This is a genomic window from Enterobacter sp. J49 (genome assembly GCF_002148625.1).
Classification (GTDB): domain Bacteria; phylum Pseudomonadota; class Gammaproteobacteria; order Enterobacterales; family Enterobacteriaceae; genus Enterobacter; species Enterobacter ludwigii.
In genome coordinates, this window is record NZ_MWPY01000015.1 from 194,948 (window position 1) to 211,700 (window position 16,753).

15 protein-coding genes and 1 pseudogene are annotated in these 16,753 nt (G+C 57.0%); 7 read left to right on the top strand and 9 right to left on the bottom strand.

Annotated elements, in window-relative coordinates; all coding sequences use genetic code 11:
* Positions 1 to 27: 27 nt before the first annotated feature.
* A complete protein-coding gene (locus tag BJP35_RS02255; protein ID WP_014169295.1) occupies positions 28 to 1,260 on the bottom strand; it encodes an MFS transporter in 1,233 nt (410 codons plus the stop codon).
* A gap of 168 nt (positions 1,261 to 1,428) precedes the next feature.
* Between BJP35_RS02255 and BJP35_RS02260 the strand changes: the two genes are divergently transcribed.
* The 3 genes from BJP35_RS02260 (at position 1,429) to deoR (ending at position 3,599) form a co-directional block, all read left to right on the top strand.
* Positions 1,429 to 2,157, top strand: a complete 729-nt coding sequence (locus BJP35_RS02260) for a phosphatase PAP2 family protein (RefSeq protein WP_014169294.1) — start codon at positions 1,429 to 1,431, stop codon at positions 2,155 to 2,157.
* 7 nt (positions 2,158 to 2,164) lie between these two features.
* On the top strand, positions 2,165 to 2,773 hold the full coding sequence (gene ybjG / locus BJP35_RS02265; protein WP_047742400.1) for an undecaprenyl-diphosphate phosphatase: 609 nt from the start codon (positions 2,165 to 2,167) through the stop codon (positions 2,771 to 2,773).
* Between the two features lie 67 nt (positions 2,774 to 2,840).
* On the top strand, positions 2,841 to 3,599 hold the full coding sequence (deoR, locus tag BJP35_RS02270; RefSeq protein WP_047742398.1) for a DNA-binding transcriptional repressor DeoR: 759 nt from the start codon (positions 2,841 to 2,843) through the stop codon (positions 3,597 to 3,599).
* Positions 3,600 to 3,651: 52 nt separating this feature from the next.
* Here the strand turns inward: deoR and dacC are convergent, their stop codons facing one another.
* A complete protein-coding gene (gene dacC, locus BJP35_RS02275) occupies positions 3,652 to 4,857 on the bottom strand; it encodes a serine-type D-Ala-D-Ala carboxypeptidase (protein WP_047742543.1) in 1,206 nt (401 codons plus the stop codon).
* 256 nt (positions 4,858 to 5,113) lie between these two features.
* Between dacC and BJP35_RS02280 the strand changes: the two genes are divergently transcribed.
* Positions 5,114 to 5,740 carry a glutathione S-transferase family protein gene (locus BJP35_RS02280; RefSeq protein WP_086462880.1) on the top strand — a complete coding sequence of 209 codons (627 nt, stop codon included), beginning with the start codon at positions 5,114 to 5,116 and terminating at the stop codon, positions 5,738 to 5,740.
* On the opposite strand, the gene BJP35_RS02285 is transcribed toward BJP35_RS02280, so the two are convergent.
* Positions 5,741 to 6,859: a PQQ-dependent sugar dehydrogenase gene (locus BJP35_RS02285; protein WP_047742395.1), complete on the bottom strand. Its 1,119-nt coding sequence runs from the start codon at positions 6,857 to 6,859 to the stop codon at positions 5,741 to 5,743. It abuts the gene before it with no gap.
* Between the two features lie 106 nt (positions 6,860 to 6,965).
* On the bottom strand, positions 6,966 to 7,349 hold the full coding sequence (gene bssR, locus BJP35_RS02290; RefSeq protein WP_020884887.1) for a biofilm formation regulator BssR: 384 nt from the start codon (positions 7,347 to 7,349) through the stop codon (positions 6,966 to 6,968).
* A 216-nt stretch (positions 7,350 to 7,565) separates the two neighbouring features.
* Here bssR and rimO point away from each other — a divergent pair, with 216 nt between their 5' ends.
* On the top strand, positions 7,566 to 8,891 hold the full coding sequence (gene rimO / locus BJP35_RS02295) for a 30S ribosomal protein S12 methylthiotransferase RimO (RefSeq protein WP_014169287.1): 1,326 nt from the start codon (positions 7,566 to 7,568) through the stop codon (positions 8,889 to 8,891).
* A gap of 50 nt (positions 8,892 to 8,941) precedes the next feature.
* Here the strand turns inward: rimO and gsiD are convergent, their stop codons facing one another.
* From gsiD to iaaA, 5 genes are read right to left on the bottom strand one after another with little or no spacing between them, the layout of a single operon-like run.
* Complete coding sequence (gene gsiD, locus BJP35_RS02300; protein WP_020884888.1) at positions 8,942 to 9,853, bottom strand: glutathione ABC transporter permease GsiD; 912 nt, start codon at positions 9,851 to 9,853, stop codon at positions 8,942 to 8,944.
* Position 9,854: 1 nt separating this feature from the next.
* The gene (gsiC, locus tag BJP35_RS02305; RefSeq protein ID WP_020884889.1) at positions 9,855 to 10,775 is read right to left on the bottom strand and encodes a glutathione ABC transporter permease GsiC; all 921 of its coding nucleotides are present in this window, start codon (positions 10,773 to 10,775) and stop codon (positions 9,855 to 9,857) included.
* 45 nt (positions 10,776 to 10,820) lie between these two features.
* Positions 10,821 to 12,359, bottom strand: coding sequence for a glutathione ABC transporter substrate-binding protein GsiB (gene gsiB, locus BJP35_RS02310; protein WP_014169284.1), 1,539 nt, complete (start codon positions 12,357 to 12,359; stop codon positions 10,821 to 10,823).
* 23 nt (positions 12,360 to 12,382) lie between these two features.
* Positions 12,383 to 14,254, bottom strand: a complete 1,872-nt coding sequence (gsiA, locus tag BJP35_RS02315) for a glutathione ABC transporter ATP-binding protein GsiA (RefSeq protein ID WP_014169283.1) — start codon at positions 14,252 to 14,254, stop codon at positions 12,383 to 12,385.
* A gap of 11 nt (positions 14,255 to 14,265) precedes the next feature.
* Entirely contained in the window at positions 14,266 to 15,204 is a 939-nt protein-coding gene (iaaA, locus tag BJP35_RS02320; protein ID WP_047742541.1) for a beta-aspartyl-peptidase, read from the bottom strand.
* Between the two features lie 187 nt (positions 15,205 to 15,391).
* On the opposite strand from iaaA, the gene moeA reads away from it, so the two are divergent.
* Together moeA and BJP35_RS24110 are read left to right on the top strand one after the other, a co-directional pair.
* Positions 15,392 to 16,624 carry a molybdopterin molybdotransferase MoeA gene (gene moeA, locus BJP35_RS02325; protein ID WP_047742394.1) on the top strand — a complete coding sequence of 411 codons (1,233 nt, stop codon included), beginning with the start codon at positions 15,392 to 15,394 and terminating at the stop codon, positions 16,622 to 16,624.
* Position 16,625: 1 nt separating this feature from the next.
* Positions 16,626 to 16,753: pseudogene (locus tag BJP35_RS24110) on the top strand (molybdopterin-synthase adenylyltransferase MoeB); the annotation flags it as partial.

The window sequence follows — 16,753 nt, forward strand, 5'->3', positions numbered from 1 at the left end:
CTCTCCCGCCGGGAGAGGGAAAACAGCTTACGGCTGTAAAGCATTCCCGACGCGTTTATCCTTCAGGAACACCACGATAAGCCCAACCCACAGCACGCCGTTAGCCAGATTAAACAGGCTGAACAGACCGTTGCCGCCAAATGCGTAGGCGTGTTTGCTCACCTCGATTCCAACGGTGAAAATCAGCATTTGCAACATGCCCATCGCCGCTGACACCGTGCCTTTGCTCATCTCGCTGGCGAACAGGGTCAGGCGCACCAGCCCGGCATTCGCCACACCGATACCGAACGCGTAAACGCTTAATCCTGCGGTCATCCACAGATACGCATGGGACGACACCACTGTCGCGACCGCCGCCAGAACCAGCCCGGCAGCGATGGGCCAGCCGCCCATAATGATCAAGGCACGCACCGTACGGCGGGATGTGAGACGCGCCAGCACCAGGTTACCGATAATCAGCGCGCCAAAAATCGGCACCTGCAGCAGGCCATACTCATAGCTGCTGAGCTGCTCACCGCTAATGATAATGACCGGCGACTGGGCAATCCACGCCAGCAGAGGCAGGCTAACAAACCCCGTCGCCAGCGCGCCCGCCACAAAGCGGCCGTTCTTCAGCACTTCTTTGTAATCCCGGCCCAGCTCTTTTAGCGACAGTTTCTCACCCAGACGGGTAGCGGTTTCCGGCATCGCGCGGTGCAGGCCAAAGAAAGCGACGGCGGCCAGCACGGCAAACAGCACGAACATCCCTTCCCACGGCGCAACGTGTACCCAGGCAGCGCCCACCAGCGGCCCCAGCAGGGGCGCGATCAGCGCCACGTTCGCCATCAGCGCGGTAATCTTGATACACACCGCTTCCTCAAACGACTCCTGGATGGCGGCATACCCGACGGCACCGATAAAGCAGAGGCTCACCCCCTGCAGGAAGCGCAGCAGGGTAAATTGCTCAATATTTTGCGCCAGCAGCGTGGCGAGGCAGGTCACGATAAACCACACCACGCCCGTCAGCATCACCGGACGACGGCCAATACGATCCGACAGCGGCCCTAACAGCCACTGCAAAAACATGCCGCCAGCCAGATAGGCAGTCATGGAGGTCGGTACCCATTCGATCCCTGCGTTGTACTGTTCGACAACGGCCAGCATGCCGGGCTGGATCATATCGTTGCCGATGTAAGTAGAGAATTCGTAGAGCACCAGACACAAGGGGAAAAGCAACGCCTGACGACCCAGACGTGAACCAGAAGAAGAACGGTTTAACATGCAATCTCTTTATCGTGACAAAATCGCGACGAGTGTAATGAAATGCCCTGGCCCGAGATAGTGATTTATCCAGAAGAAACAGAAATAAAGCACATATCGTCTTTGTTTAAGGTTTCCTTAAGTTGACAGATTTATGATAGCCCCATTTCTCGTCAACGACTCCGGATTATGGCACCCACTTCCAGCCGTTCAGAATTGTCTAACTTACAGACAAATAAGACAAAACGACTTTACCGTCTACCACCCCGCTTTTATGGTTATCAGCTTTTAATACTGATAGCCCTTGCCGTGCTGTTTACCTGGCTATCCCGCGATGAAACGCTCGACAGATGGATCACCGGTTTATGGTATGACGCGGCTGCTCACCGTTTTCCACTGCAGCAAGACCACCTGCTGGACCTGCTGAACCATCGACTGGCGAAGTACATCGCCATCGCCGCAGGTGCTGTTGCGCTCATTTATGGCGCGTTCAGGCGCAATGCGAGACTGGTCACGGCCGCGCTGCTGATGGGGCTTGGCGCGCTGGTGGTTGGCGTACTGAAAAGCATAAGCCATCACAGCTGCCCGTGGGATCTGGTGGAGTATGGCGGTAAGGCCGTTTCTTATCCGCTGTTCAGTGCCGCTCCCGCTGACAGCGGTCCGGGGCGCTGTTTCCCCGGCGGTCATGCCTCCAGCGGCTTTATGGTGATGGGACTGTTCTTTGCCTTCTGGCGCGAGCGTCCGCGTCTTGCCTGGTGCTTCGTCGTGCTGGGCGTCGTTTTAGGTCTGGCGATGGGTTACGGCCAGGTCATGCGCGGGGCGCATTTTTTCTCTCACAACCTGTGGGCTGGGTGGTGGGTCTGGTTTTCCCAGTTGGTGGTCTACGGTCTGGTCTCCACCTGGTTTGCTAAAGAGTGACAACGCTATGTTAGAGAATTTGAATTACCAGCTGTTTTATCTCATCAACGCCACTCCGGCCTCGCCAGAGTGGATGATTGATTTCGCCACCTTCCTGGCAAAAGATCTGATCAGTATCGTGCCGGTGCTGGCGGCGATCCTCTGGCTGTGGGGGCCGAGAAGACAGGTGAAGGCGCAGCGCCAGCTGGTAATCAAGATGGCGATGGCCCTCGGGATCAGCGTGCTGGTCAGTTACATTCTGGGCCTGACGTTCCCGCACGACCGTCCCTTCGTCGACCACGCGGGGTATACCTTCCTGCACCATGCTCCGGATGACTCGTTCCCAAGCGATCACGGGACGGTTATCTTTACCTTCGCGTTGGCCTTCCTGTTCTGGCATCGTCTGTGGTCGGGTGCGGTGCTGATGGTGGTGGCCGGGGCTATCGCCTGGTCTCGCGTTTATCTCGGCGTCCACTGGCCGATGGATATGGTGGGGGGGTTGCTGGTCGGTCTCATCGGCTGCGTCAGCGCAGCGCTCCTGTGGAATCTCTTCGGTGAAGCGCTCTACCGCGGCCTGTCTTATCTTTATCGCACCCTTTTTGCTATCCCGATCCGCAAAGGCTGGGTACGTGACTAACCCCAGTCTGACAGGTTACACTTGAACCCCCGCCCTGCGGGGGTTCACTTTTTTATCCCGAGGAACTATGGAAACACGTCGCGATGACCGCATTGCTCAGCTGATACAGGCGCTGAAGCGCAGTGATAAGCTTCATCTTAAGGAAGCCGCCAGTCTCCTCGGGGTCTCTGAGATGACCATTCGCCGGGATCTGAACAGCGACAGCGCGCCTGTCGTGCTGCTGGGCGGGTACATTGTGCTTGAGCCGCGTAGCGCCAGCCATTATCTGATCAGCGACCAAAAGACGCGCCTGGTGGAAGAGAAACGCAAAGCCGCCCGGCTTGCGGCCTCGCTGGTGCAACCGCATCAGACGCTGTTTTTTGACTGCGGCACCACCACGCCGTGGATAATCGAAGCGATCGACAGCAGCATCCCGTTTACGGCGGTGTGTTACTCGCTGAATACCTTTCTGGCACTGCAGGAGAAACCCGAGTGCCGGGTGATCCTCTGTGGCGGTGAGTTTCACGCCAGCAATGCCATCTTTAAGCCGCTGAATCTGCAGGATACGCTCAGCAACGTATGTCCGGATATCGCGTTTTATTCCGCAGCGGGGGTCACTGTCCGTCAGGGAGCAACCTGCTTTAACCTGGAAGAGTTGCCGGTCAAGCACTGGGCATTAAGCGCCGCGCAGTACCATGTGCTGGTGGTCGATCACAGCAAGTTTGGCAAGGTTCGTCCGGCAAGAATGGGGGAGTTATCGCGCTTTGACGCCATCGTCAGCGATTGCCGTCCGGATGAAGAGACCGTGGCCTACGCGAAAGCGCAGCAGGTGAAGTTGATGTACTGAGTCAGGTGCAGAGGTCATGCCGGGTGGCGCGATGCCACCCGGCAATGGAGGCTTAACTGAACCAGCTGCCAAACCATCCGTGGAATTTCATCATGACGAAGTCCCACATCCGGCTAAAGAAACCGCCCTCTTCTACCGCTTCCATCACAATCAGCGGACGCTGTTCAATCGATTTGCCATTAAGCTGGAAATCAATCGTCCCGACCACCTGGCCTTTTTTCAGCGGCGCGGTGAGCTGGCTGTCGGTCAGGGTGTAGCTGGCTTTCAGGTTTTTCAGCTGGCCACGGGGAATGGTCACCGACCCGCCTTCACCCGCCCCCAGGTTCACTTCACTCTTGTCACCAAACCAGACGCGCTGGCTGATGAACGTAGCATCCGGTTTAATGGGCGTGACGGTTTCATAGAAGCGGAAACCCCAGGTCAGCAATTTTTCTGATTCATTAAAACGAATACGGTCGGTTTTGGTGCCCAGCACGACCGAGATCAGGCGCATATCGCCCTGAGTTGCGGAAGCGACCAGGTTATAACCCGCGCCAGCCGTGGTGCCGGTCTTCATACCGTCGACGTTGACGTTACTGCTCCACAGCAGACGGTTACGGTTCGGCTGGCGGATTTTGTTGAAGGTAAACTCTTTCTCTTTGTGGATGGCATATTCATCCGGCACGTCGTGGATCAACGCTTTGCCTAACAGCGCCATGTCGCGCGCGGTACTGAACTGACCCGGCGCATCAAGACCGTGCACGGTTTTAAAGGTGGTATTGGTCAGGCCCAGTTTTTGCGCGTAGCCGTTCATCAGGCCAATAAAGGAGTCCTGACTGCCCGCAACGTAATCGGCCAGCGCAATACAGGCATCGTTACCGGACTGGATAATGACCCCTTTATTCAAATCAGACACTGACACCTGATCGCCGGGTTTGAGGAACATCACCGATGACCCACGCAGCGCCGGGTTGCCGGTCGCCCAGGCGTCCTTCCCGATGGTGACCATATCGTCAAGCTTGATTTTGCCCGCTTTCAACGCCTGACCCACCACATAGCTGGTCATGATTTTCGTCAGGCTTGCCGGGTCAAGTTTCTCATCCGCATTGCCTTCCGCCAGCACTTTACCACTGGAATAATCCATCAGGATCCAGGCGCGCGCATCCACAGGCGGCGCTTCGGGCGCAGCCTGTTCCGCTGCGTAGAGAGTTGGTACAAACAGGAAAAGGAGCGCAGAGCCTGCCGCCAGGCTGCGCAGAGAAGTCGTTTTTCGCGTCATAAATGCCACCCGAGTGTCCATTCAAAAATTACGTCACATCACCGTGTCGCAAGAAGCGATGAGTAATAGCGCACTAAAACGGTTAAAGAAACCTAACCAAGGTAAAGTTATTAAAGTTTATGCAATAACATTCAGATACGCTTTGATTCAGGCGATTTTTTTGTCTTCTGTTGCGTAATTGTTAGGTTTATCTCACCATGGCAAATCGCTGGCGTTGATTCACATCTCAGGTTGTTTGACTATTTCGGGAGTTTCTATGATTACGCTGTGGGGCAGGAACAATTCAACCAACGTTAAGAAAGTCCTCTGGACGCTGGAGGAGCTGGATTTACCGTTTAAGCAGGTGATGGCAGGTTTGCAGTTTGGGGTAAATAAAGATGCCGACTATCTGGCCATGAACCCAAACGGTCTGGTGCCCTTGCTGCGCGACGAAGAGACCGACGTGACGCTGTGGGAGTCCAACACCATCGTGCGTTACCTCGCGGCACAGTATGGTCAGAGCCGCCTGTGGGTGGACAGTCCGGCCCAACGCGCTCAGGGTGAAAAGTGGATGGACTGGGCAAACCAGACGCTCTCCCCCGCACACCGAGTGATCCTGATGGGGCTTGTGAGAACCCCCGAAGCTGACCGCGACTATCCTGCCATTCATGCAGCCCAGGACACCTGTGAAAACCTGTTTGCGATGATGGACGACGAACTGGCGAAGCATCCGTGGTTCTCAGGCGAACGCTTCGGCGTAGGCGATATTGCCGTTGCGCCCTTCATCTGGAACCTGACCAACATTGACGTTACCTGGACGCCGCGCCCGCACCTTGCGCGCTGGCTGAAGCAACTGACCGAGCGCCCGGCATACCGTCACGTGGTGATGATCCCGGTGACCTGATTACGATCCGGACGGGCTGACTTTCAACAGTTGCCCGTCCGTCTCATCGGTCAGGACATACAGATACCCATCCGGCCCCACCCGCACATCGCGAATGCGCTGGTCTCTGTCACCTAAAATTCGCCCCTTCTCGGTGACCGTGTTGCCCTCCACGCTCAGCACGATAACGTCTTTCTCCTTCAGCGCCCCGACGAACAGCGTGTTTTTCCACTGCGGGAATACGTCACTGTTGTAAAACGCCATCCCGCTCACGGCGGGGGACACTTTCCAGACAAACAGCGGCTTTTCCGTTCCCTCGACGTGCTCGCCCTGGGCTTCCGGGATCTTCAGGCCGCTGTAGTTGATACCATGCGTCGCCAGCGGCCAGCCGTAGTTTTTGCCTTTCTCCGGGATATTGATTTCATCCCCGCCGCGCGGACCGTGCTCGTTAAGCCATAGCGTGTCGCTCCAGGGGTTCATCGCCATCCCCTGCGGATTACGAATGCCGTAAGACCAGATTTCGGGCCGTGCGCCGGGAATGTTCACAAACGGATTATCGGCAGGTACTTTGCCGTCCTCCGTCAGGCGCACAACTTTGCCCTGCAGTTTATCCAGATCCTGCGCCGTCGGACGCTGGTTGTTCTCGCCCAGACCAATAAACAGATGGCCTTTACCGTCGAAGACCAGTCGACCACCGAAATGGTTACCGGTGGACAGTTTCGGCATCTGACGGAAGACCACCTGGAAACCTTCAATTCGGGAGAGATCATCGCTTAAGCGGGCATAGCCAACCGCCGTTCCCGCTTTGCCGTCATTCCCCGCCTCGGCATAGCTCAGCCAGACGCGGCGCGATTTTTCAAAATCCGGGGCGAGTGCCACGTCCAGCAACCCGCCCTGGCCGTTTGCCCAGACCTTGGGTACGCCGACGATCGGGTCGGAAAGCCCTTTTCCGGCCTGCCAGTGCTTTAACTGGCCTCCCTTAAGGGTCACCAGCAGCCCTTTATTGTCCGGCAGGAACGCCATCGACCAGGGATGATCGAGCCGGTTTTGCACAACGTCGACTTTTACCGCGTCGGGGGCGGCGAGGAGAGAAAACGGGAATAACAACGCAGGCAGGAAAATCAGCGAGGATCGATGCATAACGCGCTCCTTTATCGGTTTATGGCATAAAGGTTAGCCACTGGGTCCGGGCACGTTATCACTTTTACAAAAGCTTAATCAGAAGGGGGAGTTGCCTCCCCCGGTGTCAGTGTTGTTCAAGCGTCTCGTGCTTGTTCAGACACATGATGCATAGAGAGAGCGTGGTCAGGCAGTTTTCAAGCTTCTCCGCGTTAACAGCGATAAAATTCGGGCAGTCGTGGCGTCCGTTCATCAAACATACCCCTGCAATGGAGAGCACCTCGGCGGCGCGGCGCAGCGCAACGAGTTCGCTTTCGGCGTATTCCGCTTTCAGGACGGGTGCTTTTTCACGCATGAAGTTGCAAAGTTCAAAGAGATTATCACGCAGATGTTCGCTTTCGCTGACTGACATATACCCTTTTGCCTTCCTCAATTGCAGGTACGCGGCAAGGTCGATTCGGGCATTGATCAGCTTGTTAAGCAGATCGCGTTTCAGTCTGTCAACGGACATGCTCTTTCCTCCTCTGTCAGCCATTGTGCACATTCAGAATAAGGTTATTTTTTGTACAGTTTAATGCCTGAGATCAATAATTCTTAACTGATTAACATTATTTACAATGTTACAACCTTCTCGCCGGTCATCCGCCTCGCAAAGAGTGTATAAATCCCCCGCGGAACGCTGTAAAATCCCGCCCTGATAACTCCATAATTGATGGATTTTTAACCTATGAGCAATGTTACGCACCAGCCTAAAATCGGCTTCGTCTCCCTGGGCTGCCCAAAAAACCTGGTGGATTCTGAACGCATCCTGACCGAACTGCGCACCGAGGGCTATGACGTGGTGCCAAGCTACGACAACGCCGACATGGTGATCGTTAACACCTGCGGGTTTATCGACAGCGCGGTTCAGGAGTCACTGGAAGCCATCGGTGAAGCCCTGACGGAAAACGGCAAAGTGATTGTGACCGGCTGTCTGGGCGCGAAAGTGGACCAGATCCGCGAAGTGCACCCGAAAGTGCTGGAGATCACCGGCCCGCACAGCTACGAGCAGGTACTGGAGCATGTTCATCACTATGTCCCTAAACCTAAGCACAATCCGTTCCTGAGCCTGGTGCCAGAACAGGGCGTGAAGCTGACCCCGCGTCACTATGCGTACCTGAAAATTTCCGAAGGCTGCAACCATCGCTGCACCTTCTGCATTATCCCGTCCATGCGTGGCGATTTGGTCAGCCGTCCGATTGGTGAAGTGCTGGCAGAAGCCAAACGTCTGGCAGACGCAGGCGTTAAAGAGCTGCTGGTCATTTCTCAGGATACCTCGGCCTATGGCGTCGACGTGAAGCATCGCTCTGGTTTCCACAACGGCGAGCCGGTGAAAACCAGCATGGTTGGCCTGTGCGAACAGCTTGCCAAACTGGGTATCTGGACACGTCTGCATTACGTCTACCCGTATCCGCACGTTGACGATGTCATCCCGCTGATGGCAGAAGGGAAAATTCTTCCGTATCTGGATATCCCGCTGCAACACGCCAGCCCGCGTATTCTGAAGCTGATGAAGCGTCCTGGCTCCGTCGATCGCCAGCTGGCACGCATCAAACAGTGGCGTGAAATCTGCCCGGACCTGACCCTGCGTTCCACCTTCATTGTGGGCTTCCCGGGCGAAACCGAAGAAGATTTCCAGATGCTGCTCGACTTCCTGAAAGAAGCACGTCTGGACCGCGTAGGCTGCTTCAAATACAGCCCGGTCGAAGGCGCGACCGCTAACGAACTGGCGGATCAGGTTCCGGAAGAGGTGAAAGAAGAGCGCTGGAACCGCTTCATGCAGCTGCAACAGCAGATCTCTGCTGAACGTCTGCAGGAAAAAGTGGGCCGCGAAATTCTGGTCATCATCGATGAAGTGGACGAAGAAGGCGCAATTGGCCGCAGCATGGCGGACGCCCCTGAAATCGACGGCGCGGTCTACCTGAACGGCGAAACCAGCGTTAAGCCGGGCGATATTGTCCGCGTGAAAGTTGAAAACGCCGACGAGTATGATTTGTGGGGAAGCCGGGTTTAACGGCGTTTACCCTTCCCTTCACCCTCTCCCGCCGGGAGAGGGTTTCCATCCTACCCTTTAATCCTCGGATCCAGCGCGTCGCGTAACCCGTCACCCAGCAGGTTAAACGCCAGCACGGTCAGGAAAATGGCCAGGCTCGGGAAGATGGCCACGTGCGGTGCAATGACCATGTCCGCTCTTGCTTCATTCAGCATCGCGCCCCACTCCGGTGTAGGCGGTTGCGCACCCAGCCCCAGAAACGACAGGCTGGCCGCCGAGATAATCGACACGCCGATACGCATAGTAAAATAGACCACAATAGACGACACCGTCCCCGGCAGAATATGGCTGAACAGGATAGTGGCATCGCTGGCCCCCATGCTGCGCGCAGACTCAATAAAGGTTTGCTGTTTGAGCACCAGCGTGTTGCCTCGCACCAGACGCGCAAACGCCGGTATTGAGAAGACCGCAACCGCAATAATGACGTTAGCCATACCGCTGCCCATTATCGCCACTACCGCAATCGCCAGCAGAATGCCCGGGAAGGCAAACAACACGTCGCAGATACGCATGATGATGCGGTCCCACCAGCCTTCGTAATATCCGGCGACCAGACCCAGCACGGTGCCGATTGCCGCGCCAATCAGTACCGCAAAAACCCCGGCGGCGAGAGAGATCTGCGCCCCCACCAGCACGCGGCTGAAGATGTCGCGCCCAAGCGAGTCCACGCCGAACCAGTGCAGCATCGACGGTCCATCATTGAGACGGTCGTAATCAAAATAGTTTTCCGCATCAAACGGTGCGACCCACGGCGCAATGACCGCCACCACAATCAGCAGCAGGACAAACAGCCCCGCCGTCATGGCGACCGGCTGACGGCGAAAACGCCGCCAGAATTCAGACCAGGGCGTGCGGATATGGTCCGGCTTTAGCCCCGGCATAGCGTTTAACATGGCCTGACGACGCCAGTTCAACAATCGCATTTTACTTATACCTGATGGCCGGGTTAATGGCGGCGTAGAGCACATCCACCACTAAGTTGATAAGAATAAATTCCAGTGAGAAAAGCAGGACTTCGGCCTGAATAACCGGGTAATCACGCATTTCGACTGAATCCACCAAAAGACGTCCCAGCCCCGGCCAGTTAAAAACTTTCTCTACCACAATCGAGCCGCCCAGCAGAAAACCAAACTGGAGCCCCATCATCGTCACCACCGGGATCATCGCGTTACGAAAGCCGTGTTTGAGGATGACCCATTTCTCGCTGACCCCTTTCGCCCGGGCGGTGCGAATATAATCTTCGCTCAGCACGTCAACGAACGAGGCGCGGGTAAAGCGGGCCATCACGGCCGCAACGGCCGCGCCCAGCGTCATAGAGGGCAGAATGTAGTGTTTCCAGGTGTCGGCCCCGACCGTCGGCAGCCAGCCCAGTTCCACGGAGAATATCTGCATCAGCAGCATCCCCAGTGCAAATGCCGGGAAGGAAATGCCCGTGACGGCCAGAGCCATACCGAGCTTATCCGGCCAGCGGTTGCGCCAGACGGCAGCGACAATTCCTGCGCCAAGACCAAACAGCACCGCCCAGCTCATGCTGGCAATGGTTAACCAGAACGTGGGCATAAAGCGGCTGGCAATCTCTTCCGACACCGGACGACGTGACACCATAGAGGTGCCAAAGTCACCCTGCAGAACGTTGCCAATATAATGGAGAAACTGCATATACAAAGGCTGGTCGAGGCCCAGTTGTTTTCGCACCAGCGCGATAACCGTTGCATCCGCATCTGACCCTGCAACCAGACGTGCCGGATCGCCCGGCAGCATATGAACAAACAAAAACACCAGCACCGCCACAATCAGCAGCGTCGGGATAAGCCCCAACAGGCGTTTACAAACATAATTCAGCATGCCTTTCCCTCTCATCCCACAGGCGGTGGCCTGCGGGCATGAGTATTATTTTAAATCTGCTTCATCAAAGCTAAAGCCCGTATCCGGCATGATGTAGAACCCGGTCAGCGCTTTGTTATGCGCGGAAACCAGTTTTTCCACCACCAGCGGTACCCACGGCGACTCTTTCCAGATGATATCCTGCGCCTCTTTATACAGGCGCGCTTTCTCTTCCGGTTTGGTCGTTTTCAGGGCATCCGCCAGGTCTTTATCCACCTTCGGGTTGCTGTAGAAGGCCGTATTGAACAGGGTCGGCGGCCAGTTCTGTGAGGCGAACAGCGGCGACAGCGCCCAGTCCGCTTCACCGGTAGAGGCCGACCAGCCGGTGTAGAACATCCGTACGCCGCTCTCTTTCTGCCCTTTCCCTTCCACTTCAGCCGCACGCTGACCGGCATCCATCGCGGTGACCTGCGCCTTGATACCTACCTGCGCCAGCTGCTGCTGGGTAAATTGCAGCACCTTCTGAGCGGTACTGTGATTATGCGACGACCAGAGCGTGGTGCTAAAGCCGTTCGGGAAACCCGCCTCTTTTAACAGCTCACGCGCTTTGGCCGGATCGTAAGGCCACGGTTGATAGTTTTGCGAATAGGCGATCGCCGGAGGCAGCACGCCGGTAGCCGGCGTGGCATAGCCAGCAAAGGCGACTTTTACCAGCGCCTGGCGGTTAATGGCGTAGTTGATGGCCTCACGCACTTTTGGATTATCAAACGGCTTTTGCGTCACGTTCATGCTGATATAGCGCTGCATAATGGACGGGCTGGCGACCAGCTCCAGCTTGCTGTTTTTCTGCAGAATGGCGGCTTGCTCATAGGGGATCGGGAACGCGAACTGCGCCTCGCCGGTCTGCAGCATCGCCGCGCGGGTGTTGTTGTCCACCACCGGACGCCAGGTAATGGTGTCCAGCTTCGGCAGGCCCGGCTGCCAGTAACCCGCAAACTTCTTAACCTTCACAAAGTCGGTCTGGTTCCAGGTGAGCAGCTCGTAGGGGCCGGTCCCCACCGGATGGAACCCGATCTCTTTGCCGTATTTTTTCAGCGCGGCAGGCGAAATCATCGCCGTGGCCGGATGCGCCAGAATATTGATAAACGCCGAGAACGGCTCTTTCAGGGTGATCTTCACCGTCGTCGGGTCGACCACCTCGGTGCTGGCGATGTTTTTATACAGGTTGTAGCGCTTGAGGCTATTTTCCGGGTTGCTGGCGCGATCGAGGTTTATCTTCACCGCCTCCGCGTTGAAATCTGTACCGTCCTGGAACTTCACACCGGTTCTGAGCTTAAGGGTATACACCAGCCCGTCGCTGGAAACGGTATACCCTTCCGCCAGCACATTTTTAAGTTTCATCTCGCTATCCAGGCCAAACAGCCCTTGATAGAACGATTTCGCCACCGCCTGGGAGAGCGTATCGTTGGCATCATACGGATCCAGCGTGGTGAAATTGGAACCGACGGCGACCACCACATCTTTGGCAGCGAACGCCGGCGCGGCGGCCAGGGCTGCCGTCACGCTCGCGGCGAGTAACCATCTGCGCGCTACAAATTTAACCATTGTGTTCTCCTGCCTGTTTTAAGTTATAACCGCGAGAATGCATTGTCCTGACGCGGGGGGGCCACAAAATGCCCCGGGCCAACCTCGCGCAGCGCCACGCGCTCCACCGCCTCGCCCCGTTTACGAATATTGCTCGGCATTTCGTCCTGCAGCAGCACACGCTGGCCGTGGCGATGCTCAGGGTCGGCAACCGGCACCGCGGCGATAAGCTTGCGTGTGTAAGGGTGTTGTGGATTTTCAAATACCGCCCTGCGCGGTCCTATCTCCACAATTTGCCCCATAAACATCACCGCGACACGGTGGCTGATACGCTCAACCACCGCCATGTCGTGGGAGATAAAGAGGAAGGCAATCCCCATATCCCGCTGCAGGTCGAGCAGTAAATTAATGATTTGCGCCCGGATAGAGACATCCAGCGCCGAGACGGATTCATCTGCAATCACCACTTTCGGGTTAAGTGCCAGCGCGCGGGCAATGCAAATACGCTGCCGCTGACCGCCCGAAAACTCGTGCGGATAACGCCAGGCATGTTCCGGCTTCAGCCCCACGCGCTCAAGCAGCCAGGCCACCCGACGCTGCGCGGCTTCACCGTCGAGCAGGTTATGCACCCGCAGCGGCTCCATAAGCGAATACCCCACCGTGTGGCGCGGGTCGAGGGAGGCATACGGATCCTGGAAAATAAACTGGATATCTCGCCTCACCGCCTGCAGTTTGCTGTCCGGAAGGGTATCAATGCGTTCCCCGTTAAAGGTTATGCTGCCCTCTTGGGATTCTACCAGCCTGAGCAGCGCCCGCCCGGTGGTGGATTTTCCGCAGCCTGACTCTCCCACCAGCGCCAGCGTTTCGCCTGGCCATAAATCAAAACTGACGTTTTCAACCGCATGCACCTCGCGCTTCACGCGGTTAAACATTCCGCTGCGCAGGGGAAAACGGGTCACCAGATCGCGCACTTCCAGAATCGGCTTTCCGGGTACCACGGTATCCTGCTCGATTTCATCTTCCTGCTGGCCTGCCGCTTCGAGAGAAATCAACGGGAACCGGCGCGGTAAATCGCTGCCGTTCATCGCCCCCAACCGCGGAACCGCCGCCAGCAGCGCTTTGGTGTAAGGATGAACCGGCGCATGGAAAATCTGCTCAACCGTGCCGGTTTCCACGGCGTTGCCCTTGTGCATGACCAGCACGCGATCGGCAATATCGGCGACCACGCCCATATCGTGGGTGATGAAAATCACCCCCATCTCCATCTCCTGCTGCAGCACTTTGATAAGCTGCAGAATTTGCGCCTGAATAGTCACATCCAGTGCCGTCGTGGGTTCGTCGGCAATCAGCACCGCAGGACGGCAGGAGAGCGCCATCGCAATCATGACGCGCTGACGCATACCGCCAGAAAGCTGATGCGGGTAGCGCCCCAGAATGGCCTGCGCTTCCGGTATGCGTACCAGGTCAAGCATGCGTTTCGCTTCACGAAGCGCCTCATCACCACTCAACCCCTGATGCAGGCGGATGGACTCGGCAATCTGTTCCCCGACCGGAAAGACCGGGTTCAGCGAGGTCATCGGCTCCTGGAAGATCATCGCAATATCGGCCCCGCGCACGCTCTGCATCTGCGAGGCGCTCAGCTCATTTAAATCAATGACCTGGTGGTTACGCCGGCGCAGCAGCATTTTTTCGCAGCTGACCTGTCCGCCGGTCTGTTCCAGCAGACGCATCAGCGCCAGTGCGGTGACCGATTTCCCTGAACCGGACTCGCCCACAATCGCCAGCGTTTCGCCGCGGTTGAGCGAGAACGATAAATTCTGTACTGCGGGGATGAACTGCCGCTCTTCCTGAAACGCAATATTCAGTTGATGGACAGCCAGCACTTCACGGTTGTCCAGCTCTTCACTGTGCGGCACGCTTTGCCCCCTTATTCACGATAGATCCCCGTACTGGGTTCATCACCGGCATAACCCCACGCGCGGTACATACCTTCGCTGTTAAACGGCAATGCCACGTTGCCCTCACGATCCACCGCAATTAACCCACCGATACCCCCCAGTGCGGGCAGTTTCTCCATCACCACGCGCTCACAGGCTTCGGCCAGGCTTAACCCGCCGTAATCCATCAGCGCGGTGATGTCATACGCCGCGAGGGCGCGAATAAACACTTCACCGGTTCCGGTGCATGACACTGCCGCCGTGGCGTTATTGGCATAGCACCCTGCCCCCGGCAATGGACTGTCACCTACCCGGCCCGGCAGTTTGTTGGTCATACCGCCGGTCGACGTGGCCGCAGCCAGATTCCCGGCTTTATCAAGAGCCACCGCCCCTACCGTGCCCATTTTGCTGCGCTCATCGAGCGGCGCGGTATGGTCAAGCTGCGCCACGTTTGCAGAGCGCGCCTCAAGCAGCTGTTGATAACGCTCCGGCGTTGAAAACAGATCGGGAGAAACTGGCGTCATGCCATGTTCCGCGGCAAACGTCTCCGCCCCGGCCCCGGTCAGAAGAACATGCGGGCTCGCCTCCATCACCAGACGCGCGGCCAGCACCGGATTACGCAGATGGCTCACCCCCGCGACGGCGCCCGCTTTAAGGGTGACACCGTCCATGACGCAGGCATCCAGCTCGTGCGTTTCATCGCGGGTAAAGACCGAACCAATGCCCGCGTTAAACAACGGGCACTCTTCCAGCAGACGTACCGCCTCGGTAACCACATCCAGCGCGCTCTCGCCCGCCTCCAGCATCCGCTGGCCCGTTTCCACAATGGCATACAGCGCATCAATATAACGTTTTTCCTGCTCGGGACTGAGCAGGGCACGGGTGATTGCCCCGGCGCCACCATGAATTGCGATTACCGCATTAACCATTCCCATCACCGTTAGCCTGATTTGCGGCTTTTTCTATAAATATCATTATCGTCGCTGAAACTTCAGATGATTTTTGAATATAGAAAGACGCAACTGTGATGTAAAGCGTACACCCATCGGGTCATACAGTTAGTGGCACTTTTCTGCCATAATGGACGCTTTCGTCGTTACTCCGCAGGAGCCCACCATGGATTTTACCGCCGGACTGATGCCGCTTGAGGCGGCACTCACGCAGATGCTTGACCGAATTTCCCCCCTGCACGACCACGAGACGCTGCCATTGGTGCGCTGTTTTGGTCGTATTGCCGCGCGCGATATCGTCTCTCCGCTTAACGTTCCCGGGTTCGATAACTCCGCAATGGACGGCTACGCGGTACGCCTGGCGGATATCCGGACGGATACGGCGCTGCCCGTGGCGGGTAAAGCATTTGCCGGTCAGCCGTTTAACGGTGAGTGGCCTGCGGGTAGCTGCATACGCATCATGACCGGTGCCCCCGTACCGCCAGGCTGCGAAGCGGTGGTGATGCAGGAAGAGACCGAACAAACGGAAGCGGGCGTCCGCTTCACCGCGAGTGTTAAAGCGGGACAGAATATCCGTCGTACCGGTGAAGACATCACGCGTGGCGCAACGGTATTTGCCGCCGGGCAGAAACTGACGGTGGGCGAACTGCCGGTGCTGGCCTCGCTCGGCATCGCAGAAATTGACGTTATCCGCAAGGTACGCGTGGCGGTCTTTTCCACCGGCGATGAACTCCAGCTTCCGGGCCAGCCACTGCAGGACGGCCAGATTTATGACACTAACCGCCTCGCGGTACACCTGATGCTTGAACAGCTGGGGTGTGAGGTCATTAACCTTGGCATCATTCCAGATGATCCGGAAAAACTGCGCGCCGCGTTTATTGAAGCGGACCGGTCGGCGGACGTGGTAATTAGCTCCGGCGGCGTTTCCGTAGGTGAAGCGGATTACACCAAAACCATTCTTGAAGAGCTGGGGGAGATCGGCTTCTGGAAACTGGCCATCAAGCCGGGCAAACCGTTCGCGTTTGGTCAGCTGAAACACAGCTGGTTCTGCGGCCTGCCGGGTAACCCGGTTTCCGCCGCCCTGACCTTCTACCAGCTGGTCATTCCGCTGCTGGCAAAACTGTCTGGTAACCAGGCCCACCCGCTGCCGGTTCGCCAGCGCGTACGTGCGGCGACGCGCCTGAAGAAATCACCGGGCCGTCTTGATTTCCAGCGCGGTATTCTGACGCGCAACGCTGAAGGCGAGCTGGAAGTGAGCACCACCGGACACCAGGGCTCACACATCTTCAGCTCGTTCAGCCAGGGCAACTGTTTTATCGTTCTCGAGCGTGAACGCGGCAGCGTGGAGCCGGGTGAATGGGTTGAGGTGGAAAGCTTTAACCACCTCTTCGGAGGCTAACATGACGGCTGAACTCAGCGACCAGGAGATGATGCGCTATAACCGCCAGATTGTTCTGCGCGGTTTTGATTTCGACGGCCAGGAAGCGCTTAAGGCAGCACGGGTGCTGGTCGTGGGGCTGGGGGGGAT